The 24,394-nt window shown below is 39.3% G+C and carries 16 protein-coding genes; 2 read left to right on the top strand and 14 right to left on the bottom strand.

The window, feature by feature from the left end:
• Positions 1 to 124: 124 nt before the first annotated feature.
• The 8 genes from QT16_RS18535 to QT16_RS18570 all read right to left on the bottom strand — a co-directional run bounded on the left by QT16_RS18535 (position 125) and on the right by QT16_RS18570 (position 13,882).
• Positions 125 to 2,005, bottom strand: coding sequence for a hypothetical protein (locus tag QT16_RS18535; RefSeq protein ID WP_039489980.1), 1,881 nt, complete (start codon positions 2,003 to 2,005; stop codon positions 125 to 127).
• Positions 2,006 to 2,014: 9 nt separating this feature from the next.
• Positions 2,015 to 3,106: a hypothetical protein gene (locus QT16_RS18540; RefSeq protein WP_039489982.1), complete on the bottom strand. Its 1,092-nt coding sequence runs from the start codon at positions 3,104 to 3,106 to the stop codon at positions 2,015 to 2,017.
• Positions 3,107 to 3,168: 62 nt separating this feature from the next.
• A complete protein-coding gene (locus QT16_RS18545; protein WP_039489984.1) occupies positions 3,169 to 6,207 on the bottom strand; it encodes a hypothetical protein in 3,039 nt (1,012 codons plus the stop codon).
• Positions 6,208 to 6,710: 503 nt separating this feature from the next.
• Positions 6,711 to 7,877, bottom strand: coding sequence for a 2-methylaconitate cis-trans isomerase PrpF (prpF, locus tag QT16_RS18550; protein WP_039489986.1), 1,167 nt, complete (start codon positions 7,875 to 7,877; stop codon positions 6,711 to 6,713).
• A gap of 11 nt (positions 7,878 to 7,888) precedes the next feature.
• Complete coding sequence (acnD, locus tag QT16_RS18555; protein WP_039489987.1) at positions 7,889 to 10,498, bottom strand: Fe/S-dependent 2-methylisocitrate dehydratase AcnD; 2,610 nt, start codon at positions 10,496 to 10,498, stop codon at positions 7,889 to 7,891.
• Positions 10,499 to 10,626: 128 nt separating this feature from the next.
• On the bottom strand, positions 10,627 to 11,751 hold the full coding sequence (gene prpC, locus QT16_RS18560; RefSeq protein WP_039489990.1) for a bifunctional 2-methylcitrate synthase/citrate synthase: 1,125 nt from the start codon (positions 11,749 to 11,751) through the stop codon (positions 10,627 to 10,629).
• A 305-nt stretch (positions 11,752 to 12,056) separates the two neighbouring features.
• Positions 12,057 to 12,935, bottom strand: coding sequence for a methylisocitrate lyase (gene prpB, locus QT16_RS18565; protein WP_039489991.1), 879 nt, complete (start codon positions 12,933 to 12,935; stop codon positions 12,057 to 12,059).
• A 260-nt stretch (positions 12,936 to 13,195) separates the two neighbouring features.
• A complete protein-coding gene (locus QT16_RS18570) occupies positions 13,196 to 13,882 on the bottom strand; it encodes a GntR family transcriptional regulator (protein ID WP_007582477.1) in 687 nt (228 codons plus the stop codon).
• 265 nt (positions 13,883 to 14,147) lie between these two features.
• Between QT16_RS18570 and rsmF the strand changes: the two genes are divergently transcribed.
• Both rsmF and QT16_RS18580 read left to right on the top strand, forming a co-directional pair.
• Positions 14,148 to 15,608 (top strand): 16S rRNA (cytosine(1407)-C(5))-methyltransferase RsmF, encoded by a 1,461-nt coding sequence (gene rsmF, locus QT16_RS18575; protein WP_039489994.1) that lies wholly within the window; start codon positions 14,148 to 14,150, stop codon positions 15,606 to 15,608.
• A 61-nt stretch (positions 15,609 to 15,669) separates the two neighbouring features.
• A complete protein-coding gene (locus QT16_RS18580; RefSeq protein WP_039489996.1) occupies positions 15,670 to 16,764 on the top strand; it encodes an acyltransferase family protein in 1,095 nt (364 codons plus the stop codon).
• A 744-nt stretch (positions 16,765 to 17,508) separates the two neighbouring features.
• Here QT16_RS18580 and QT16_RS18585 read toward each other — a convergent pair.
• Genes QT16_RS18585 through QT16_RS18610 form a run of 6 tightly spaced genes read right to left on the bottom strand, consistent with a single transcriptional unit; the run spans position 17,509 to position 24,301 of the window.
• Positions 17,509 to 18,213 carry a VpsP family polysaccharide biosynthesis protein gene (locus QT16_RS18585; RefSeq protein ID WP_039489998.1) on the bottom strand — a complete coding sequence of 235 codons (705 nt, stop codon included), beginning with the start codon at positions 18,211 to 18,213 and terminating at the stop codon, positions 17,509 to 17,511.
• A complete protein-coding gene (locus tag QT16_RS18590; protein ID WP_039490000.1) occupies positions 18,206 to 18,934 on the bottom strand; it encodes a tyrosine-protein phosphatase in 729 nt (242 codons plus the stop codon). The genes QT16_RS18585 and QT16_RS18590 overlap by 8 nt, the downstream gene beginning before the upstream one ends.
• Before the next feature lie 5 nt (positions 18,935 to 18,939).
• Positions 18,940 to 21,147: a GumC family protein gene (locus tag QT16_RS18595; RefSeq protein WP_039490001.1), complete on the bottom strand. Its 2,208-nt coding sequence runs from the start codon at positions 21,145 to 21,147 to the stop codon at positions 18,940 to 18,942.
• Between the two features lie 22 nt (positions 21,148 to 21,169).
• Positions 21,170 to 21,694 carry a polysaccharide biosynthesis/export family protein gene (locus QT16_RS18600; protein WP_039490003.1) on the bottom strand — a complete coding sequence of 175 codons (525 nt, stop codon included), beginning with the start codon at positions 21,692 to 21,694 and terminating at the stop codon, positions 21,170 to 21,172.
• The gene (locus QT16_RS18605; protein WP_082007366.1) at positions 21,694 to 22,914 is read right to left on the bottom strand and encodes an outer membrane beta-barrel protein; all 1,221 of its coding nucleotides are present in this window, start codon (positions 22,912 to 22,914) and stop codon (positions 21,694 to 21,696) included. Before QT16_RS18605 ends, QT16_RS18600 begins: the two co-directional genes overlap by 1 nt.
• On the bottom strand, positions 22,898 to 24,301 hold the full coding sequence (locus tag QT16_RS18610) for an undecaprenyl-phosphate glucose phosphotransferase (RefSeq protein WP_039490005.1): 1,404 nt from the start codon (positions 24,299 to 24,301) through the stop codon (positions 22,898 to 22,900). Before QT16_RS18610 ends, QT16_RS18605 begins: the two co-directional genes overlap by 17 nt.
• Positions 24,302 to 24,394: the final 93 nt, after the last annotated feature.

The following is a 24,394-nucleotide window of genomic DNA, read 5'->3' on the forward strand; positions in this document are numbered from 1 at the left end:
ATTAAAAAATCCGATACTAGAAAACTAATACCGGATTTCGAATAGTTATAAAAACACTTCACTCATCGCAAAAAGCGCTGAGCTATAAGGCATATGCTGAGTTTTTAAATATTTAATCTAATGGTTAAAATAACGACTCAAACTCACCATTTGGAAATAAAACACCAGGAATACCACGTACCGCAGTAACATCAGCTAGTTTAGTATCACCAAAATATAAACCGCCACTGTAATTACGGCCCTTTTGCTTTACATCTAACCAACGTCCATTTTCGCCTTTTGCTATTAGATTAATGTTGCCACTAACATCACGAATACGTAAATCTAACGCGCGGTTTTTTATGCTAACAAATATATCTGTAGAAGTAAGTTCTGATAAGTTTTCCACATCGCCTACGTACGCAAATTTAAAATCGCTTGCACCACTCAATGGAAAATCTAATTCAAAAGTAAATGCTAAATCGTCATTATCTTCACCAACAAAAGGCGAAGCCTCTACTGCTGTGATATGAAATGCAGTGTTTTGAATGTCGCTTACGTAATCGCCATTAAAATCAAAAGTAGATAACGTGGTTGACTCCTCACCTAGTGAATTAACAAAACGGTTTAAGTTTACTGATAAATCACCTTCGAGTTTACCCGCTGCTTTATTGATAATTACGTTGGTCGTTACCTGTGTAATACCCGTATCGGCTTCTGGGTTTAATTCACTTTGAGCATCTATGCCATCAAACTCAATCAGCAACTCACTTACATCCACACTTAATACCGTAGCACCATTTGTGACCGTTGCGCTCATTACACCTTCGATTTTATTACCTAATACACCACTTACTCTGAAAGTTGGAATTGATAAATCAATAGTTATAGGTAACTCATCATATGTGCCAGTAATAGCCCAAGTATAAGGTGATTGGTTGTAATCAATATCTAAATCACGAAGCTTATATTGCCCTGATGGTGTAGAGCCATCAGCTAGTGGTGAATAATTTGTGATAACTTCGTTTAAAGCATTACTAAGTGCATCAAGGGTTCTTTGTGTATCTTCATCAAACGCACCTTCAAGCTCAGTAAATTTTGCGTCTAATTCATCTGAATAGCTTTTTTCTTGAAGTCTTGCAACACCAATTATATTTCGCGTATCAACAAGTAACTCTCTTGAGTCTAAGCTTTGCACTTCTGCTGAGCGAGCCTGCCAATTTGTAAATGTAGTTACACTTGCAATCGTTTGCTTAACTTGACCAGCTACATTTTTCAGCAAAGCATTACCTTGGTCGCTAAATAAGTTGTCTGTAACATACTGCGCTGCTAAATCGCTGTAATCTTGCCATGCTTGCTGGTCAGTCTCCAAGTTAGTAAATGCATTAAAAGCACTTTCAACACTAAACGAACTATCAGCAACACCAGCTAAAATTGCCGCGTAGGTGAAGGCATTTGTAACCATTTCTGCTTCAACACTTGCATTTAAATTACTGTGCGTTAAATGATAAAAAGGCGTGGCTGATAAACTCGCCTGCTTAGCACTAAAGCCTTCATCTGTAATTGCTTTGCTCAATGGTGATAAATAAACCTTATTTACACCCGGTGCACTAAATGCATCCGCTTTGTAATTAAGGGTAACGGTTGTCAATTCTTGGTAGTCGATTAACCGGTTTGCGTTTAAATCATTTACATCACCACGCACAGTTCTGCCACACCCTGTAAATCGCGGACAAGGTAGAGCTGTATCGCTAGGTATAAACTCAAAACTATTAAAAGTAAGCGGAGTTACACTTACACTCGCAGTATTGATGTTTTCGACTTCAATTGATTCTTGCACCACCCCATCGCTATCTAAAACATTAAGCGTGCCCTGTGGTGATTGCCAATTAGATACATAAAAACTCACAGAAGAAGATGTAGCAATTTCACTTACTGCAACAGATTCTGAACTGTCACTGTCTGATGAAGAACCACAACCTGCCAATGCAATAGCGACCACTAAAGGTATAATTTGTTTTAACATCTTCATTCCTTAAAACTTAATGTTCACGTACCAATTCACATTCGCATAATAGGCTTTATCTAAATCTAGGCTATCAGTTTGTAAATTAAGACCAAAATATTCGTTTTCTATACCAACTAAAAATGCTTCGCTTTTTGTTTCGTAGCCTGCTTGTACTCGCCAATGATCCCAAAAGTGAATACGGCCTTTTAATTGGCTAAACGTGTCTTTATCGTAACGTTTTAAAGTTAACTGAGTTGAGAATCGGTCGTTTATTCTATAATCGGCAAATGCTTGTAGACGCATTTCCATTTCGAAATCATGAGATACCGTATTTCCAAATGCAGATGTTTTTAATGAAACTGTTGGCTGAGTAATAATATCGCCGTTATCATCTTCGCTAAATGGAATTTCAGTAGTTTGACCCTTTACAGAGCCACTGTCTTCGTACTGAGTTTTATAGAGCAAATCTTTTACGCTAAAACCAACTTTAAGCTCATCATTTACTTGCCAATCGGCAAAAATATCTAGGCTATAGCCTAGCCCTTCAGGCTTTTGTGAAGGTGTAAATTCTTTAAATAAAATATCTTTTGAAAAGTTGTAATCGACAGTTACAGCACCTTCAACTTCATCACTAAAAATCTCACCATTTACAGTGGCATCTTGATAGTGTGAGCTGGCAAAAACAGAAAGCTTAGGTGTTATTGTTAATGCATTTTTATCTAAAAATTTAAAATCATAAGATACGAATACACCATTAGACGTTGCTTGTTTAGCATCGAGGTAATAAGTATAAAATCTATCTTCAAACTCTAAATCATTCTTTTCGGTATGAGTATATTTAGCTGTATCAGGATCAAAGTTAAGAACATAGTCATAACGACTTTGTAAACCCACTTTAAAATTACCGTAGCCAACACCCACTTCAAAAATATTATAGGTAAATGCACTGTCACCCGATTTTAATGGTGCATCAAAATCATCTACAAAGGCTTGTACTGGTTGTGCTTCAGTATAAATTTCTGCGTCAAAATGAGTAAATATTTGAAATTGGTTATCTGCGGAAGCAAGAGGAGAAATAAAAGCTGTTGAAAATCCTAACAAGAGAATTTTTTTTTTCATAATTTAATCGCTTTCTATAAAAAAAGGGAAAAGCGCTGCTTTCCCCTTTTATAGTTTAAATATTACTTAGATGAATCAATTAAATCAACATCAGTGTAAGGCACTACATCACCATCGATGTAAGTGATAGATACACCGTTAGTAACTTTAGAAGCAGTACCAAATGACATCATGTCGCCATTGTACATAGCTTTAACATCACCAGTGTAACCTGTAGATTCCATACCAGTTAGAGATAATGTGTAACCCATTGCTGCGTCACCTTTAACCATAACTTCTAATGTACTTTCATCTTCATCACCACTACTGTCAACCATACCCATTACTTTAAAGTCTAAGTCGCCAGACATACCTTCAAGTGTAACTGTACCCATGTCAGTAGCATCATCAGCAGTTAAATTTAACATACCTGTAAAACCAGAATCACCGTCCATAATTTCGATATGGTTCCAAGTTTCAGTATTAACGATTTCAGCGTCATCAACTGTGTTTTTATCAACCGCACTATCAAAAGTAAATATTAAACATGAATCGATTTGAGTAGGATCAATAATTGTACCGTCAGCAAACAGTTCACACTCTTCTAGAGCTGCAGTACGACTTTCACCCGTAACAAGTGAAACAGTTGCGTCATTTTCACCCATTAATGTAGCGCCCCAAGCAACTACTAATTGCTCGCCTTGGTAAGAAGCTGAAGCACTGATCATTTCACCGGTGGTTTCGTTCTCTAATTCTAAAACTAACGCATCTAAGTCATAGTTATATGACCAATCAGGTTGACGAGTAGAAGTACCTTCACCTGAGTTACCCATTTCAGCTAATTCATCAATTACGTCAGCAAGAACATCTGCTGCATCGATAACCGCTTGACCGCCAGTGTTAGTAAGGACAGTCATAGTCGATAATGACTCTGATGTAGCTTTAACAGAAGTTAGTACTTCAAGTTTAGCAACCGCCGATTCAGCCACAAGTTGTAGGTTATAAGCTGTTACAAATTGGTCGCTAGCTAGTTCACCTTGAGCTTCAGCAGCTGTTTGCATAGCTGTAAGCGCATCAATCATTGCTTGTGCGCCTTCGCCTTCAAGGTCTAGGTAAGCATTAGCAGCAACAAGTGCTTGCTCAATAGCAATTTCAAGTGCATCAACAGCAGCAGCAAAATCAGACGCAGCAGTAACAGCAGTCATTGCAAGCTCAAGAGCTTCAGTTGCGTTTGCGGCTGTATCTACCATTGCACCTTCTGCGTTAGCAAGTGCGCTTGTAGAAGCTGCTTCAGCTGTGTCTGCTGCTGATTTTTTCTCATCAGCAACGTCTGCAGTATCTTCAGCAACTAGTTTTGCTGCAGCAAGAGCAATATCAAACGTTTCAATCGCTGCTTCTGCTTCCGCTACTAGTGCAGCTAATGCAGCGTCGTATGCAGCGGTATCATTTACAGCATCAAATGCATCTGTTTGTAAAGACGTTGCAGAATCAAGAATCTGTTGGTAATCAGAGCTTTGAGTAACTAGCGCTTTTGCAGCAGTTACATAACCTTGTGATTTAACAAAAATAGAATCCGCTTTAACTGTTAAATCAGCTGTTGCAGCTTCATTTTTCAGTAATGTTACAGCACTTACAAATGCAGCTGCGTTATCAGCTGTAAGAGCATCGCCACCCATTGCTTGAACATCAGCAAGTGAACTTTGAGCTGTCTCAATATCCATTTCTAGTGCAGTAAGCGCAGTTTGTGAAGCTGTAACTTCTACCGTTAATGCAGCTGCTAGAGCTGTATAAAAATCATCTCCAACTGTACACTCTGCACCAGTACAACCAATTACTTCTAGTGCTTTTTTAACTTTTACTGCAGCGGCTGCAAGGCCAGCATCAGTTGCTGCACCATTTTTCACAGCTTTATCTTTAGCTGCTTTTGCTTTTTTAGCAACATCAGCTGAGTTAGCAGCAAACGCAACTATCTCACCAGCAGTAGGAGCTGGAATTTTTGCTGCAAAAGCTGCTTCCAATGCAGCTTTAATATCTTCTTCAGTGCCCGTTGCAATAGCAACAAAAACATTTGCAGTATTTGTAATAGCTGTTTGTAACATTGTCGCTATTGCTGCAATGCTAGCATCAGCATTACCTTTAAACTGGCCTGATTTAATACCAGCTTTAATGCTGCTCATTACATCACCAATTGAAGGTAAACCCTGAATTGAAGATGAAAACTGTGCAATTGCTAAAATACCATCAGTAAGCTCTTCTTCACCATCAACATCACTTAAATCTACAGCGCCGCCGTTAGATAAGTCGCCAATAATAGCAGAAAGTAAAAGTGCTGCGTCTTGACCCATTACTTGTACAACAGTGTTTAAGCTAGCTGTAGCTATAGCACCTTCATCTACACTCGAGCCTGAGTCAAGAAGAAGAGATGCAACTAATGATGTTAAAAAAGTAACATTTGCTTTATAAGAACCTGTAACATTAGTGTCGCCTGCAGAACCACTCGCTCCTGATGGATCAGCTTCAACAACTGGAATGAATTTAACAACTGAAAGCTCTAGGTCAGTTTTGTACCATTCACCAAACTCAATCGCAGTATCACCATCATTTTCGTCGTCAACTTCTGGCGCTACATCGTAATTACCACAACCTACGTAAGCATCACAACGTAAAAAGCTATCATCGCCTTCTTCAGACGTTTTAACAGTAATGTAAACAGGACCAGTAAAATCATCATCTAGGTAGATGCTGTAACGGCCGCTTTCATCAGTTAAGACTTCAGGGTTAGCGGCAATTTTACTTGCTTCTACCGCGGCATCTGCAGCATCTTGAGATAGTGCTTCTTCAGAAAAAGACTCTGGCTCTGCTGAGGCAGCTGAGCGAAATGCCACAGGAACGCTTTGACCAGATTCATCTAAAGTCATTACAGTTACTACAGCATTTTTCATTGAACCTTTAACTGCTTTACCTGTTACTTCAATGTTGAATTGTGCATCGCCCGTTGCAGTAAAAGATTCTACAGGTGTAACAGGAATGTTTCTGTCGTTATCTGAACCACAAGCTGTTAAGCCTAATGTAAGTGCAACTGAAGCTGCAATAGGTGTAAATTTGATCGTACGCTTTACCATTTATTTCTCCTTGATAGCCTGGAATGAGTATCAGATATTAGTTTAGTTGATAGTGCCTTACATAAGCTTTTTATATTCTAAAAAGCCTTAAAAAAGTACACAATCATAACCTTTGTTACCAGAACTTTAAAAATACCATTAAGCTATATAGTTATGCTACATATTTATACGTTTTATAGAAGTATTTATCTTTATTCTATGAGCTACTTCTTTATCAGCATCTCTATTATTCAATAACCTATAGACACTCATAAAGAACCAGCACATATTGATACAATATATTCATATTATTAAATGAATATTACATACAATTTAGTTTGTTAATTATATTCTTCAAGTAAATGCGGTGGATGAGAGCTAAAAAAGTCGATAATTCGAAAAATTAATGAAAAAGGATTATTTCTAACGAGTATGAGTAGGTTTTACTTTAGCTAAGCAAACGTTTATAAAATTTGTTTGCTTAACTAAAATAAATGTTTAGTTGTGCTTAACTTCCCCAGTGATTAGTAAGGGACTCTTACAACCCCTTCCATTAATACGCGTGCACTTCGGCTCATACTTGCTTTGGTAACTAGCCAGTTGCCAGCATTATTTTTAGCCTCAGCACCTACTTTTAGCGTGCCCGACGGATGACCAAAGTTAACTTCACTCAATGCGCCGCCACCAGCGGCTATATTTACGAGTGTGCCTTCGATTGCTGCGGCCGTGCCAATAGCAACAGCAGCTGTGCCCATCATGGCATGGTGCAGTTTACCCATCGACATAGCGCGTACTAACAAGTTGATATTTGCAGCTTCAATGAGCTTTCCGCTAGATGCTTTGTAATCTAAAGGTGATGCAACAAACGCAACCTTTGGCGTATGTTGACGAGCTTGCGCTTCACTAATGTTAGTAATTAAACCCATTTTAACAGCGCCATAAGCACGAATGGTTTCAAGCTTTTCAAGCGCTGCAACATCATTATTTATATCGTCTTGCAGCTCTGTGCCGGTATAACCAATATCAGTGGCGTTAATAAATATGGTAGGAATACCTGCATTTATCATTGTTGCTTTTAAAGTACCAACATCCGGTACTTCTAAATCATCAACTACATTACCAGTTGGAAATAACGCGCCATCGCCATCAGCGGGGTCAATAAATTCAAGTTTTACTTCAGCTGCTGCAAAAGTAACGCCATCGAGCTCAAAGTCGCCGGTTTCTTGTACTTCGCCATTGGTCATAGGGACATGCACTAATATGCTTTTTTTAATATTAGCCTGCCACACACGCACAATAGCAACACCGTTATTAGGTACTCTGCTTTTATCGACCAAACCATTACTAATAGCAAAAGCCCCCACTGCTGACGTTAAGTTGCCGCAGTTACCGCTCCAATCCACAAAAGGTTTATCTATAGCCACTTGACCAAACAAGTAATCAACATCGTGCTCGGCTTGCTCACTTTTACTTAGGATTACGGTTTTACTGGTGCTTGATGTAGCACCACCCATGCCATCCGTTTGTTTGGCATACGGATCGGGGCTGCCAATAACACGCAGTAATAAATTATCGCGCGCCTCGCCTGCTACTTGAGCAGGCTTTGGCAAATCAGTTAAATTAAAAAACACACCTTTACTGGTGCCGCCACGCATATAGGTTGCAGGCACTTTAATTTGCGGTTTAAACATAGTGTTTGCCCTTATGCAGATTGCGTTGCTTCTAAAAAGTCTTGAGCAAAGCGTTGTAACACACCACCAGCCGCGTAAATAGAAAGCTCTTCTTGAGTATCGATACGGCACTTCATAGGCACAGTAAGCACTTCACCGTCTTTACGGGTAATGCTTAAATTAACTGTGGCGCCTGGTTTTAAATCACCCGTTACATCGTACGTTTCACTGCCATCCAGCTTTAGAGTTTTACGCGTTGTGCCTGCTTTAAACTCAAGCGGTAAAACCCCCATACCAATTAAGTTAGTACGGTGAATACGCTCAAAGCCCTCTGCTGCTATTACTTCAACGCCTGCAAGTCTTACGCCTTTTGCAGCCCAATCGCGCGACGAACCTTGCCCGTAATCTGCACCGGCTACAATAATAAGCGGTTGTTTACGCTCCATGTAAGCTTCGATTGCATCCCACATACGGGTATTAGTACCTTGTGGCTCTAATCGTGCGTACGAACCTTGCTTAACTTCGCCGTTTTCGTCAAGTACCATTTCGTTTAGCAGCTTTGGATTGGCAAAGGTTGCACGCTGCGCTGTTAAATGATCGCCTCGATGCGTTGCGTACGAGTTATAGTCTTCCTCTGGGACGTTCATTTTGGTCAGGTATTCGCCAGCAGCACTACTTGCCATAATTGCGTTTGATGGCGATAAATGATCCGTTGTAATGTTATCGCCAAGTACTGCAAGCGCGCGCATACCGGTCATAGTGCGCTCACCCGCAAGTGCACCTTCCCAATAAGGAGGGCGACGTATGTAGGTGCTTTCTGGGCGCCAGTCGTAAAGTGGGTCGTTATCTTCACCGTAATCTACAGTTAAATTAAACATAGGCTCATATACTTTTCTAAATTGCTCAGGCTTAACGCTTTGCTTAATTACTGCGTCAATCTCTTCGTCTGATGGCCATAAATCTTTAAGCGTAATATCGTTGCCTTGTTGATCTTGCCCAAGTATTCCTTTTTCAATATCAAAGCGAATAGTACCTGCAATGGCGTACGCAACAACTAAAGGAGGTGACGCTAAAAATGCTTGCTTAGCATAAGGGTGAATTCGTCCATCAAAGTTACGATTGCCCGAAAGCACCGCTGTAGTGTATAAATCGCGATCAATTACTTCTTTTTGAATAACAGGGTCAAGCGCCCCGCTCATACCGTTACACGTTGTACAGGCAAAACCCACAATGCCAAAGCCAAGTTGCTCAAGTTCTGTAAGTAAGTTTGCATCTTCAAGGTATGATTGCACCGCTTTTGAACCTGGTGCTAATGAGGTTTTAACCCAAGGTTTACGCGTTAAACCCTTAGCATTTGCGTTACGGGCAAGGAGTGCTGCGGCAATTACATTGCGTGGATTACTGGTATTGGTACAACTAGTAATAGCCGCAATAATACACGCGCCGTCTGGCATTAAGCCTTCTTCATTTTCCACAATGCCCGAAATACCTTCTTTAGCTAAATCGCTTGTCGATACACGGCGGTGCGGATTAGATGGACCTGCAATATTGCGCCCCACGCTTGATAAATCAAACTTAAGTACACGCTCATATTTTGCGGTTTTTAAGCTATCGCTCCAAAGGCCTGCTGTTTTTGCGTAGTTTTCTACAAGGGCAATTTGTTCTTCTTCACGCCCTGTTAAACGCAAATAATCTATTGTTTTATCATCGATATAAAACATGGCTGCAGTTGCGCCAAATTCAGGTGTCATGTTTGAAATGGTTGCTCTGTCGCCAAGTGTAAGCGCGTCTGCACCTTCACCGTAAAACTCTAAATAAGTAGATACAACACGTTGCTCACGTAAAAATTCAGTAATAGCCAACACAATATCGGTTGCGGTAATACCGGGTTGGCGCTTACCTGTTAGCTCCACGCCTACAATATCAGGTAGGCGAATATAAGAAGCACGACCAAGCATCACGCTTTCAGCTTCAAGCCCACCTACGCCCACAGCAATAACGCCCAGCGCATCAACATGTGGCGTGTGGCTGTCGGTACCAACTAGTGTATCTGGAAATGCAATGCCATCTCGGTTTTGAATAACCGGCGACATTTTTTCAAGATTAATTTGATGCATAATGCCGTTACCCGGTGGAATAACGTCAATATTTTTAAACGCAGTTTTAGTCCAGTTTATAAAGTGAAAACGGTCATCATTTCGTCTGTCTTCGATGGCGCGGTTTTTTTCAAATGCGTCAGGATCAAAACCGGCATGCTCTACCGCTAGTGAATGATCCACTATTAACTGCGTGGGTACTACCGGATTCACTTTAGCCGGATCGCCGCCTTTGGCTGCAATTGCATCACGCAAACCTGCTAAATCAACAAGCGCTGTTTGCCCTAAAATATCGTGGCACACTACCCGCGCCGGATACCACGGAAAATCTAAATCTTGCTTTCGCTCAATTAGCTGGTTAAGTGCATCGGTTAACATGGCAGGGTCGCATCGGCGTACTAGGTTTTCGGCAAATACACGCGATGTATAAGGTAGTGTGGCGTATGCACCTCGCTTAATTGCATCTACGGCTTCTTGCGTATCGTAGTAGTCGACATTTGAGCCCGGTAAAGGTTTACGGTATTGGGTATTATTAATTATGGTCATGGTAAGGGTTCGCTAATTTGGTGACGGTGTTTGCTCACAGCTAGCGTGTTTAATAAAAAGTTTGAGAAAAACTACTCGCTAGTGGCTATGTGCAATAAAAAAGTGAGCACATGCGTGCTCACCCATTTTTAACGTGACTCTATTGGTGTGTAACTGCGTGCATCAGGCCCTGTGTAATCGGCACTTGGGCGAATAATACGGTTGTTAGCGCGCTGCTCTTTTACATGTGCAGTCCAGCCCGTAACACGGCTCATTACAAATATTGGCGTAAATAACTTAGTCGGAATATCCATAAAGTGATAAGCAGATGCATGGAAAAAATCGGCATTACAAAACAGCTTTTTCTCGCGCCACATAATTTCTTCACAACGAACAGACACAGGGTAAAGTACGGTATCGCCTACTTCATTGGCTAGTTTTTCAGACCACTTTTTAATAATTACATTTCGCGGATCAGATTCGCGATAAATCGCATGACCAAAGCCCATTATTTTGTCTTTACGTTCAAGCATGCCCATAATTTCTTGCTCGGCATGTTCAGCGCTTGTAAAACCTTGAATCATATCCATTGCCGCTTCGTTAGCACCACCATGTAATGGACCACGTAGCGTACCAATCGCACCAGTTACGCAAGAATGAATATCAGAAAGCGTTGATGCACACACACGCCCTGTAAAGGTAGAGGCGTTAAACTCGTGCTCTGCGTACAAAATTAGTGATACATTCATCACTTGTGCAAACAATTCACTAGGTGCTTTGTCGTGTAATAAATTTAAAAAATGTGCGCCAACTGAGTCGTCATCAGTTTGTGTTTCAATGCGTACGCCATCGTGTGTAAAGCGGTACCAGTAACAAATAATACTTGGGAACACAGCAACCATACGGTCGATTGCATCATTAGCTTGGCTAAAATCAAGCTCCATTTCAAGGTTACCCAACATTGAGCAACCCGTGCGCATTACATCCATTGGGTGTGCGTCTTTAGGAATATTTTCAAGCACGGTTTTAAGCGCATCAGGTAAGCCGCGTAAACTTTTTAGTTTTGCTTTATATTCTGCCAATTCGCTTGTGGTTGGTAACTCACCACGTGAAAGTAAAAAAGACACTTCTTCAAACTGCGCTTTTTCGGCAAGTTCACTGATATCGTAACCACAATACGTTAAACCAGAACCACTTTGCCCAACAGTACACAATGCTGTTTGACCAGCCACTTGTCCGCGTAAACCCGCGCCGCCTAATGCTTTATCTACCATGATTTTCTCCTATCTTAAATTTGTGTGTGATTGTTGGGCGTATTGAACTTTGTAGATTGGAATTTGTTCAATCTAGGGGCGATTAAGTCGCGGCGCGAGGTTTGTAACCTAGTGGACTAAGTAAAAACCGAGCAACAAAGAGATAATCGTCCCTAGAAAGAACCCGACGGGCAGCGCATGTTTGGTATTTATGCTGCGTTATCGCCTATTTATGTGGAATAACCACACTGCATAGGCTCTGCCTTGCCTAAACACCAAACATACTGCTGTAAATTCAACCACTAAAGATTAATACGCCCAAATTATTATTTGTCAGATTTTGATGAAAAAAGGGTGTCGAGTGTGTTCTCGTACGTGTGGTAATCTAAAAAGTCGTAAAGCTCAGAACGCGTTTGCATATTTTCAATTTGGCTTTGTTGTGAGCCTTCATTTAAAATTGCTGAATACACGTTTAGCGCTGCTTTGTTCATGGCTCTAAATGCACTGAGTGGGTAAAGCACCATTTCAACACCTACATTGCTTAACTGCTCTTTTGTGTAAATAGGTGTTTGGCCAAACTCAGTAATGTTTGCCAAAATTGGAACGTTAATCGCTTTTGCAAACGCTTGGTAATCAGCAAGGTCGTGTACGGCTTCTGCAAAAATAGCGTCAGCACCGGCTTCAACACAGGCAGCTGCACGGTCTATCGCGGCGTTTAAACCTTCTTTTTGAAATGCATCGGTACGCGCCATAATATAAAAATCGCTATCGGTTTTTGCATCAACAGCCGCTTTAATGCGGTCAACCATTTCACCTTGGCTTACAATTTCTTTATTAGGACGATGACCACAGCGCTTTTGCGCTACTTGGTCTTCTATATGAAAACCCGCCGCACCCGCTTTAGTCATTTCTTTTACTGTGCGTGCAATGTTAAACGCCCCACCCCAACCGGTATCGGCATCAACAAGTAGTGGTAAATCGCTCGCACCCGTAATACGACGAATATCTTCAAGCACGTTATCAAGGCTTGTCATACCTAAGTCAGGCATACCAAACGAAGCGTTTGCAACACCGGCACCTGAGAGGTAAATAGCTTGGTGACCCATTTTTTCAGCCATCATCGCTGTGTAGGCGTTAATAGTACCTACCACTTGTAAAGGGCGGTTATTGGCAATAGCGTGTTTAAATTTTAATCCTGCTGACATTACTTTCTCCTAACTTTGAACGGTTGCTACGTGGAGTAACTTATAGTTTTAATCTGTAATTGTGACTGTTTAACTGCTCTACTTAGCTTTTAGCAGCTTCTGTTTTTTGCGACTAATATCAATCTGTATGCGTATGAGGTCTATTTAACGATAAGAAAATCGTTCTGTAACTAGGCAATAATTTTTATGTTTAGTGGTTCTAAATAAAAAATTCTTAACGACGTTATAGAGCGATTTAATCCGTTAAATTGTTCGAATACTCATATTGATTGGTATACATCGAATTTGGTTTGAATATTTGCTTGCGATGCGCTTATGTGGCGCTTCATAAGCATTTCGGCCAGTTCGCCATCGTGGTTTTCAATCGCGTTAATAATAGCTAAATGCTCATCAAACGCTTTTGATACACGCGGCCCCACCATGCCCATTTGTACACGGTACATGCGTATTAGTTGATAAAGCTCATTACACAGTAAATGAATTAAATGCGCGTTTTTACTGCCTTGAATAATACGGTAATGAAAATCTAAATCGCCGGCTTCTTGATAATAAGATTCGCCCTCTTTAACACGCTGTGTTTGTAGGTGCTGATTAAGTAATTGCTTTAAGCCTTTTACTTCTTCGGGTTCCATATTGTCGGCAGCAAGCCTACATGCCAAGCCTTCAAGCGAACTACGAACTTGGTAAACTTCAATCAAGCGTTCAGCGGTAAGGGCAACTACTCGGCAACCTACGTTAGCTTTACGCTCAACAAGGTAGCAACTTTCTAGGCGATTTAACGCCTCTCTAAGCGTTGCACGGCTTACACCATAACGCTTGGCAAGTTCAGGCTCTGATATTTTACTGCCTTGAACTATGCTGCCTTCAACAATCTCACGGCGCATATCTACAAATACTTGATCTGATGCGGTAGTTATAGGCGCTTCGTTTAAAAATGTGTGTGTCATAAGTTATTTTTTAGATTGTCGACAATTAATGTGGTTACTATGGGCTTATTAAAAAATCATGTCAACCCTTATACCTATCAAAATGGCTAAAAAACACACCTATTGTCGACACCATTAACCTAAAGTCGCATAAAAATGGTTTTAGAATGGACTAAAACAGTGAAGTGTCGACAGCGCAATAAATCAGATGTTACGTCTTTAAGCGCTGAAAATGCATTATATAAATGCTATTATCGCGCTTTATTTTTATAGTATGAGCTAACGCGTGAACGCCAACACTTTTATTCCTGAGCACTTTATTGATGACGTAAAAACCTATTTACCAGCGCATCTAAACTTAGATGACTTTTTAAATGCGTGTCGCAGGCCGCTCAGAAAATCTATCCGCGTTAATACATTAAAAATTAGCATTGAAGAATTTGTAAAACGTGCCAATGAAAAAAATTGGCTGCTAACCCCAATCCCATGGTGCAGTGAAGGCTTTTGGTTAGAGCGCCCAAGCAATGAAGAGCAAAACCTAGCCCTAGGTAATACCGACTTACACCTAAGTGGTGCGATGTACGTGCAAGAAGCAAGTTCAATGCTGCCCCCTATCGCATTAAAGCAAAGTATTGAAAACTCAGACTTACAAAGTAACACCGTGCTTGATATGGCATCAGCACCAGGCTCTAAAACATCACAGCTAGCAGCACTTATGAATAACCAAGGCGTGCTTGTTGCAAATGAGCTATCGTCATCTCGTTTAAAGGTACTCAGCGCTACACTCAAACGTATGGGGGTTGGTAACTGTGCGCTCTCGCACTTTGATGGCGTTATATTTGGCAACTACATGTTTGAATGCTTTGATAGCATATTGCTAGACGCGCCATGCTCTGGCGAAGGCACGGTACGTAAAGACGCCGACGCACTAAAAAATTGGTCCATAGAATCAAACATACAAATAGCCCAAGTACAAAAAGACTTAATTAAAAGCGCTTTTTATGCATTAAAGCCAGGTGGCACATTAGTGTATTCAACCTGCACACTTACCCCGCTCGAAAATCAACAAGTGTGCGATTATTTACTCAGTGAATTTGGCGACTATATAGAGCCTGAGTCACTAAGTGATTTATTTGAAGGTGCAAGTAAAGCCACTACCGCTGAAGGCTATTTACATGTATGGCCGCAAACATTCGACAGCGAAGGCTTTTTTATTGCTAAATTTAAAAAACACGCAAGTTGCAATAACCCAAATCAAACAGTTAAAAAAGGTGCATTCCCATTTAACGAGTTTGATAAAAAACAAAGTGCCGCGTTTATGCAGTCGCTTAAAAAACACTTTGGGATAACTACCCTGCCAGGTAATTTAATGCAGCGTGATAAAGAACTATGGTTGTTCCCTGAAGGGTTTGAAGCCATACAAAATAAGATTAAGTACGCACGTTTAGGTATTCAAATTGGCATTATTCATAAAAATGGCGTGAGACTAACGCACGAGTATGCAACCGTATTTGGCAATGAGTGTAAAACTAATATTTACGCGTTAAATAACGAGCAAGCAAATGATTATTTTCAAGGTAAAGATATACGCTTAACTGAAGCAACTCAAACAATAGGGGAAGTAATATTAACACTGTGTGGTTGCCCTATCGGGCTGGGTAAATGGCAAAAAAATAAGATCAAAAACTCACTACCACGAGATCTAGTGCAGAATACGCAGTTAATAAGCTGGGGACCACTAGTTTAATGTTTTATTGAAACACTGAATGCAATATTATGTGTAACCTAAATATTTTTAAGGGAATAAAATGAAAAAAAGATTCGAAGCTCTAGACGCATTTAGAGGACTGTGTGCAATATCAGTTGTTTTGTATCACATGCATATTGTTGGTTCGATAACTGAGCTAAAGTTCTTTCAAGGAAGTGGAGTGTTTGTAGAGTTTTTCTTTATACTAAGTGGCTTTGTTCTTGCCCACGGCTATGGTTTTAAAGAAAGCTTAAACTTCAAGTCGTATTGTAAAGCTAGGTTCTTTAGGATATATCCTCTGCACTTTTTTATATTAATGGTATTTATCGCTTTTGAATTATTAAAATTATTAGCCACTAATTTTGGTGTATCATTTAACGGAGAGCCTTTTTCAGACAAAACAGCGGTATATGCAATCATTCCAAATTTACTTCTTATACAGTCTTGGACGCCATATACAGAACACCTTTCTTTTAATTTTCCTTCATGGAGTATAAGTATTGAGTTTTACATTTACTTCTTATTCTTCTTCACAGTCACTCTATTTAGCAAATTTAAATTACTTACATGGTTAACTGCATCCCTATTTGCGTTTACACTTATCTACTTTCACTCAGAGTTACTCACTAAACAAGTCCTAAGTGGACTATCTTGTTTTTTTGGAGGCGCCATCGCCTACAGTGTTTATAGAAACATTTCTCACATAAAAATCCCATATACCTTGGGAAGTATTTTTGAGTGTGCATTGTTAGTAAGTATTGTGTTTATTGTTCAGGCACAATTTGAATTAAAGCTTATTGTCGCTCCATTACTTTTCTTGATTACAGTATTGCTCTTTTCCTTTGAAGCTGGTGTTGTATCTAAGATTTTAAAAATAAAACCACTTCAACTTACTGGGCAACTTTCTTACTCAATATACATGACCCACGCAGCAATATTATTTCTTGTAGCAGCAACAACCCTTGTTTTTAAAAAGCTTACGGGGATTGAGTTCGTAAAAACTATAAACTCTTTAAAATATATAGATGTTGGTAATACATATATAAACAACCTAATAGTTTTAATAGTTTTAGCAACAGTCATCATTACATCGAAATTTACTTATAAATACATAGAACTCTGGGGATTAAATTTAAACAAGAAAAATAAGTCGTAAATGAGCAAAATTACTAAGCCTTATTTTATGTATAATATGGCTTAGTAATCATTGAGAAACAAAATGTTGAAGTGTACTCATTCTATTTACGATTTTATCAAAATACTAAAGTCTCTTGTCAAATGATCACCATCACTCAAAAATGTATTCGCACGTCATAAAATCGAATTATAAAAAAGTTTTTGCTCTAATCCTTAAAATATTATACCGGTCATTAAGAAACCTGAGATGGAAAAAACACATCAACCCCAGTAAAACCATCTGGCAACCAAGCTGCATAAAATGAAGTAACACGCCATCAATTACAGCTATGGCCCTTGGTCCGTAAATTACATGATATTATCCTTAAAATTAAAACAGCACTTAAAAAACACCGAAACCCATAATCAATCCAATCCTTTGTTATCAAATGTAACCAAATAGAAAAATTAGTTATGCATCTTTTAAAAGCTTTACTATAGTTTAGCTACTTTCTTCTTCTCCCTAAGAATCCAGAAAGTGTTTTTTAGTTAGCGCAAGGCTCTTAGTGAGCCAATCTATAGCCCAGAGTTTTCCCTAAATCACTCTGGGCATCTTTTTGCCTATGCAAATGTTAGTAGGCAAAAAGCAGCGCTTTTAGAGAAGTTATAAATCAGTTCGTTGAATAGCTTACTTGATGACTTCTCATTTACTCCTTATTCTCTTCTCTTTGAGCAATTGGTTTTTTACTTTAACGTAAACAAGCTCAACACATTCAAAGCCAAACTAGTTACAATGTTTTTTAAACATCCAGCTGGTTCTAATCGGCTCATAATGACGGCCAAATTTAAGCGATAAACATAGAATATGCAATGCCTCAACTTGCTTAGCAACTTCAAACGCGCGTGTAAATTTATGGCCATGCTTAACTGCAAGTTTAAGCTCGTTAACGAATAACACTTTGTATTTAGGAGGGAGCTGTTGCCAGTTGATTAGCGCAATTTGAATAATACCTAACTGTACATCATACTTGTAAGGGCCTACCTTTTTAGCCTGCTGAATATACTCATAAACACGTTCGCTTGGCCCTTCTTGGTAACTAACAACTTGTGCTAGTGCAACCCAGGTTTCTGGCCAGCTTTGGCGCAGCGCTACCGACTGTAAAAGTAATTCCTCTACCTGTTGATAAATTGCTAAAACATCGGTGGTTTTATCTGTACCAGCAGCTAATTTGAGCATTTGCACATGAGCCATTAACTGCAAATAGTGCGGATGTGTAGGCTCAAGCGAACTGGCAAGGTTTATAGCATCTTGTGCTGATTGTAAATTTTGCTGGGAGTAATTATTAGCACTGCCTTTTAACGTATTAACAGCATTAAAATACCAAGCGTTAGCGCGCATGCTTTGAAAGCTTGAAAAGCAAATCGCTAATGTAATTAGTACAAGCACAACTATTTGAACCTGCTTAATAAGCTTATTGGTGTTATTCATCAAATAATGACGCCGTTAAATTAAATGGATTTGTTACAAACAACTCATGGGCTTTATCTGCCCCCATTAAATCACTCACAATTTGCCTAGCTTTACTTAAAATAGGTGGCCTGCGTTTAACCGAATGCGCGTCGCTCGCAACATAGCTCACTAACCCACTTTTAAGCATATCAACACTAATAGCTTTTGCTTGTTCGCCCCACTCGCCTTCAATACTTGACGCGGTTAACTGAAATTCACAACCTAATTGCTTTAAACGCTCTATGTAAAAGGGTTTAGCTTGTATATCGCGGTTACGTTCTGGATGCGGAATAATCGTTTTAATATTTTTTTTATCAAGCCACGTAATAAACTTATCGTACCCTTGCGATACGTGTGAATGCGGTAGCTCCAGTAATACATAATTAGCACCATTTACATTACCAATAAACGGCAGTTTTTTGCTCATAACCAAGGTCATTAGCTCTACATCAAGCCTAACCTCTGCTGCAACAGCTAATTTAATACCAATATTATTTACTAATGCCTTTGCTTTTAAAACAGCTAGGTCGTCATAAATATGGGAAGCCGCGTTATTAAATCTGCCTAAATGAATGTGCGGAGTAGCTACCATGTGGGTTATACCATCGGCTTGTGCAATTTTTAATAGCCCTAAAGACTCCGTTAAGTCTTTAGGGCCATCGTCAAGCCCTGGTAGTATATGAGAATGTATATCTATCATTCGTTTTAAGCTGTTGGTTGCTCAGGTTTTTGTGAGTAATCATGGTAATCGTAGTAGCCGTAGCTGTGTTCATCGTTAGACTTACTCATATCCACCTGATTAAGCACCACACCGGCTACATGTACTTTTATCTCAAATAACCGTTCAAGGCCAGCCTTAATTGGTTTAATACGGGTAACATCTGATTTTACAACATATATTACCGAATCAGCACTTTGTGCTATTACTAATGCATCACTCACGGCTTGTGTTGGTGGTGTATCAATAATTATATGGTCGTACTGAGTTTTAAGGTGTCCGATCAACTGTGTAAATTTTATGTTTGATAACAACTCAAGTGGGTTACTTGGTATTTGCCCGCTTGGCATTATTACTACACCGGACTTTTCATCAATATGAACACATTCACTAAGCTCTTCTGTACCCACTATTAAATTTGTTAAACCAGGGTGATAAACCGGTATTTCAAATCGCTTAGCAATAGTTGGCTTACGTAAGTCACCATCAATTAGCAATACTTTACCCATTTGAGCTAAAGATATAGCCAAATTAGAAGATGTTGTTGTTTTACCTTCACCTGGCGATGTAGAGGTAACAGCAATTATTTTATGCTGTTTATCAAGCTGAGTTAAAAGTAAACTGGTACGAAACGTTCGTACTGATTCTGCAAAGCGCCTATATGTTTCGTCAAGATATGCATGCATAGGCAATACACTTTTTTTAGGTAAGCTTACCTGTGGTAATAGGCCGAGCATTCGCTGAGCTAATTTGCTTTCTACGTCTGGTTTTGTTTTAACGGTATCGTTAAGGGCATCAAAGATTAAGCTCATAACTATTGCAAAAATAAAGCTCGCTACAAACGCAAGCACAACAATAAGCTTTTTATTAGGTTTACTTGGGTTATTTGGAGCATAAGCTCGATCGGTAAAGCGTGCTGCAGCAGAGGTAAAATCGCTTGTTACTTCGGTTTCTTTAGAGCGTGATAAAAACGTATTAAATATATTGCGGTTTGTTTCTACTTCACGTTTTAGCTGGTTATATTGAGTTTCTTTACGGGTAATATCTTGGTAACGCGCTCTTATATTACTTAAATCATTTTCGAGTGCACTCACTGTTCTTGTGACCCTATTAAGCTCTTTTTCAATACCCGTAATTAGGCCTTTAATTTGCTTATTAAGGTTATTTTTAACAGTAATAAGCTCAGCACTGGCCGATATTATTTTAGGGTGTTTAGGGCCATAAACCTCACTTAACTCGCTTAACTTACGTTCAACGGTAACTACGTCACGTTTCACGTTTTGAATAACATTATGTGATGTTATTTCAGGCATACTACCTAATAACTCAAGATTGTTATTACCGTATTCGGCTATAACTCGGTTAATGCTCTCAAGCTTGTTTTTTCCGTTGCGCGCTTCAATTAACTGAGCCGATATTTGCTCAAGTTCTTGTGTTGCAAGGCCTGCTATACCTTCAATATCAATAAGGTGCTGATCTTCTCGAAAGTCTTGCAAACGCTCTTCTGAGTCGTCTAACTGAATACGAAGTTGCGATAACCGCGAGTTTAACCAATTAGAGGCTTGTTGAGTTATCCCCATTTTTGCTCGCATTTGGTTATCAATGTAAACTTCACCTATAGTATTAGCAACTAAAGCGGCTAAGGCGGAATCGCTCGACTCAAAGCTTATGTTTACTAGTTGAGTATTTCTGATAGGTTCAATACCTAGCTTAGATTTGTATATACTCAGTAAAAAAAGCATTTTTTGATCTGCTTTTTCTTCTCCAGATAAATATCTTTCTTCGTTTTTATTTAAAAAAGGCAGTAAACCTTTTACATAACCTTTAATCTCGCCCATTAAGCTAGGCTTAGGAATAAAATCGCCGTGTTCTTCTAAGTTAAGCTTGGTAATTACTTCTCGGCCAATACTGTCAGATTTAAGTATTTCGAATTGCGTTAAGTAATACTCTTTTTTTGTGGTATCAAGGCCATAAATTTCTTCAAAACTAACCGCTTTAGATTGCTCGGATTCAATAAGTAAAGTAGCGGAGGCCTTATATTGCGGGATCAGAGTTAAAGCAAACATTATTGTTAACAACGTAACAACTACCGAAAAGCCAATAATACGCCATTTAGCGCGTTGTATAACTTTTAGATAAACAGAGAAATCAATAACATCTTCGTTATCAATTGAATTATTTTCGAACTTATTCATTATTTACTGCCTTTAAAACTGCTTAAAACAAGCGTTGTTCTATTTTTATTGTATCGCCTGCTGCAATTTGGCTATTAAGGGTGCCTTTTTGTTGCTGCTGCTTAGTTTGCTCTTTAAAAATATAAATTTTATCAGTTGATGCCCGCTCAGTTAAGCCGCCCGCCAATGCAACAGCTTGATTAACTGTCATAGCTGGCTGATAAGGGTAAGCGCCAGGAGATTTAACCTCACCATGTATATAAAAGGGCCTGTATTCAACAACCTGCACATATACACTAGGAACTTTTAAATAATCAGGCTGTAAGCCAGTAGTAATTGACTTTTCAACCTCAAAAGTAGTTAACCCAGCAAGTTTAAGCGATCCTAAAAATGGGTAATTAACCTCACCGCTATTACCTAACAATACAGTTACCTCTAAATCGGGCTCACCAAATACTTTTATTACTACTTTATCACCTGGGCCCAATACATAATCTTGTGCCGCTTGTGCAAAACAAGTTGAACTAAATAAAAAGCACAATGCACTAAAAAAAAGTTTACAGTTCATTAATTAGCCTTTAAAGCAAACGTAAAATTAATACCAATTTTTACACGATCAAATTCGATTAATGGCTGATTCGAGTTTTTATCAATAAAATCAACATAAGTCGAAATTAAACCAAAGTTATTAGCATTATAATTAAAGCCAAGCCGAGCGCTTTTTGTTTCATCATTACGCCCAATATCGCCAGTATATTGTTCATCTATATAGCTTATACTCGCTACTGAGGCTAAATAATCACTCCAATCGTGCGTCCAATTTATGCCATAGGTGCTTTCTTTGATGTAATCGCCTTCTAGCAGTGGATCGGTTGCTGCCCTACTGGTTGTAAAATCAAATGTAGAGTAAGTTAAAGGTTGCCAAGTAACGCCAGCCTCCCAACTTAGACCACTAAAGCTCTCACGTTGGTTATCGTCAAAGTCTTTATTTTGGTAACCAAGTTTAAAGGTGCCAGAGGTAAGTGACGTTGCTTCCCACTCCATACCAAAAAGTACTTTAGTATCGTCAGAGTTACGTGAAACACCACTAGACTCTAAAACGTCGTAGCGGTAGTCATCGCGGGTTACCTCTACAAACATGCGTGTTGCAGCTTGTGTGTTGTAATACCCTTTTGCGCCAACTAACGTTTTATCGTAATCACGAAATTGTGATGTAGCTCTAAAATTTTGATATTTTTTACTGTAAAAGCCAGAAACCAACTCTAATTGGGCTTTAGATGTTTTCGAACCAAATTGATAAGTACCAGTAATATCTTGCTGTTGATACTTTATTAGCTCGTCAACAATATCGCCCAAGCCTTGCGTTAAACCAGCACCTCGTGGTTCATATAGCCAATCAGCCGTGCCGTTAATATCAAAAACGTGTCGGCTGGTAAGCTCTTTATGTACACCTGCACCCAAATTAACTTGAGTAAAGTTATCAACAGAATTTTTATTATATAAAGAGCTACTGGTGCCAACGTTTAGTTTGTAGCTGTCTGGCCCATCGTCTATTACTGCTGCAACCCCAGGCGAAATAGTCCAAATCACACGCGACTCTTCATCGGTTGGTGTATTAAAAATGTTGTCGTTAACGCTTAGGCCTGTTTGCAAAACCGGAGTAATTTCGGCACCATCTTTGGTCATAAAACTGCCCGGCGTAAATTCAGCCAATGCAGGATCTGACAACGTTGCCGACAGTAAAACTACAGCACAAGGTATAACTGATTTTTTAGTATGCATTTGCATTTTTAAATCCCTTAAAAATTGTCATCAAAATAATTTTAACATCTAACCATAAAGACCAATGCTTTATGTAATGTAAATCGTATTCAACGCGTTTTTCCATTTTATCAAGCGTATCGGTTTCGCCGCGCCAGCCATTAATTTGTGCCCAACCGGTTATACCGGGTTTAGCTTTATGCCTAAACATGTAAAACTCAACTTTTTTACGATACTCTTCGTTGTGGGCAACGGCATGCGGGCGTGGCCCTACTATCGACATATCGCCTTTTAGCACGTTTATAAATTGCGGTAGCTCGTCAAGGCTAGTACGGCGTAAAAAACCACCTAATTTTGTAATACGGGCATCGTTTTTAGTTGCTTGAGTAACTACTGCGCTATTTTCAGTTACCGACATTGAGCGAAATTTCCATACTTTAATTTTACGCCCATCAAGCCCATATCGGTCTTGTTTAAAAATTACAGGCCCCTTAGAGGTGAACTTAACAGCAAACGCTATAGCAATAAGCATAGGGGATATAAGCAGTAAAATAATCGACGATACTATTATGTCTTCGGTGCGTTTAATAAACTCACGAGCACCTATAAAAGGAGATTCAAAAACGCTTAGCGTGTCTACATCGCCAACGTGTTCAACCCGGGCATGTATTAAGTTCGAAAGTAAAAAGTCAGGTATAAAATGCACGTCTACCGTGGTGTCGCCAAGTTGTAGTAATAAATCGGCTATACGCTTATCGGCTTTCATTGGGAGTGCTATATAAAGTATGTCAATTTTACCTTCGCGAGCGGCACATATGGCATTTTGAATAGTTCCGGATATTTCGTACGTTTTTACATTATTAAATAAACGTTTTGGTTTACGATCATCAAAAAAGCCTAAAAACTTAAAACCAAGCTCATCGTTTTTTTCAATCTCGTCATACAAATAAACGGCAGACTCTGTGGCACCTACAATTGCAACGTTACGTAAGTTCATGCCTAAACTACGGCGATTACGTTTATATAATTGCACCCCAAAGCGCCATATATACAAATAAGCTACACTAAGCAAAAACCATAAGCCTAAACCAATACGCGAAAACGACTCGGTAAACTTAAACATAAAAGATATGACGAATAGAATACTAAAGGCAACAAATAAAGAGCCCCATGCACACAAAACCATGGTTTTAAATTTACCTGCACGCCAAGAGCGATAAGCAGAAAATATTTCGGCGCAGTATAAAAAGCTTAGTGCAACGGTTAAAACAGCCACCATATAATGGGCTGTTAGTTCAAAACTATAAAAGAGTGCTGAGCATTGAAAGGCTAAAAATAACGCGAAAATATCGAACAAACGATAAAAATTAGCATCGGATGAGCTAGATGGCTTAAACGTCCTTGACGATTTCATACTTTTAGTCCCTAAGTAAAGTGCTGTGGATAAATACCCACATAGCTGTAAAATGATAACGTATTACTTATCTGTATTCAATAATGCAGTTTT

Origin of the sequence: Pseudoalteromonas distincta, from assembly GCF_000814675.1 — a bacterium.
Lineage (GTDB): Bacteria > Pseudomonadota > Gammaproteobacteria > Enterobacterales > Alteromonadaceae > Pseudoalteromonas > Pseudoalteromonas distincta.

Excerpts from the sequence above, each read along its gene's own strand:
- QT16_RS18535 (WP_039489980.1), bottom strand. The coding sequence starts at position 2,005 with ATGTTAAAACAAATTATACCTTTAGTGGTCGCTATTGCATTGGCAGGT.
- QT16_RS18540 (WP_039489982.1), bottom strand. The coding sequence starts at position 3,106 with ATGAAAAAAAAAATTCTCTTGTTAGGATTTTCAACAGCTTTTATTTCT.
- QT16_RS18545 (WP_039489984.1), bottom strand. The coding sequence starts at position 6,207 with ATGGTAAAGCGTACGATCAAATTTACACCTATTGCAGCTTCAGTTGCA.
- prpF (WP_039489986.1), bottom strand. The coding sequence starts at position 7,877 with ATGTTTAAACCGCAAATTAAAGTGCCTGCAACCTATATGCGTGGCGGC.
- acnD (WP_039489987.1), bottom strand. The coding sequence starts at position 10,498 with ATGACCATAATTAATAATACCCAATACCGTAAACCTTTACCGGGCTCA.
- prpC (WP_039489990.1), bottom strand. The coding sequence starts at position 11,751 with ATGGTAGATAAAGCATTAGGCGGCGCGGGTTTACGCGGACAAGTGGCT.
- prpB (WP_039489991.1), bottom strand. The coding sequence starts at position 12,935 with ATGTCAGCAGGATTAAAATTTAAACACGCTATTGCCAATAACCGCCCT.
- QT16_RS18570 (WP_007582477.1), bottom strand. The coding sequence starts at position 13,882 with ATGACACACACATTTTTAAACGAAGCGCCTATAACTACCGCATCAGAT.
- QT16_RS18580 (WP_039489996.1), top strand. The coding sequence starts at position 15,670 with ATGAAAAAAAGATTCGAAGCTCTAGACGCATTTAGAGGACTGTGTGCA.
- QT16_RS18585 (WP_039489998.1), bottom strand. The coding sequence starts at position 18,213 with ATGAATAACACCAATAAGCTTATTAAGCAGGTTCAAATAGTTGTGCTT.
- QT16_RS18590 (WP_039490000.1), bottom strand. The coding sequence starts at position 18,934 with ATGATAGATATACATTCTCATATACTACCAGGGCTTGACGATGGCCCT.
- QT16_RS18595 (WP_039490001.1), bottom strand. The coding sequence starts at position 21,147 with ATGAATAAGTTCGAAAATAATTCAATTGATAACGAAGATGTTATTGAT.
- QT16_RS18600 (WP_039490003.1), bottom strand. The coding sequence starts at position 21,694 with ATGAACTGTAAACTTTTTTTTAGTGCATTGTGCTTTTTATTTAGTTCA.
- QT16_RS18605 (WP_082007366.1), bottom strand. The coding sequence starts at position 22,914 with ATGCAAATGCATACTAAAAAATCAGTTATACCTTGTGCTGTAGTTTTA.
- QT16_RS18610 (WP_039490005.1), bottom strand. The coding sequence starts at position 24,301 with ATGAAATCGTCAAGGACGTTTAAGCCATCTAGCTCATCCGATGCTAAT.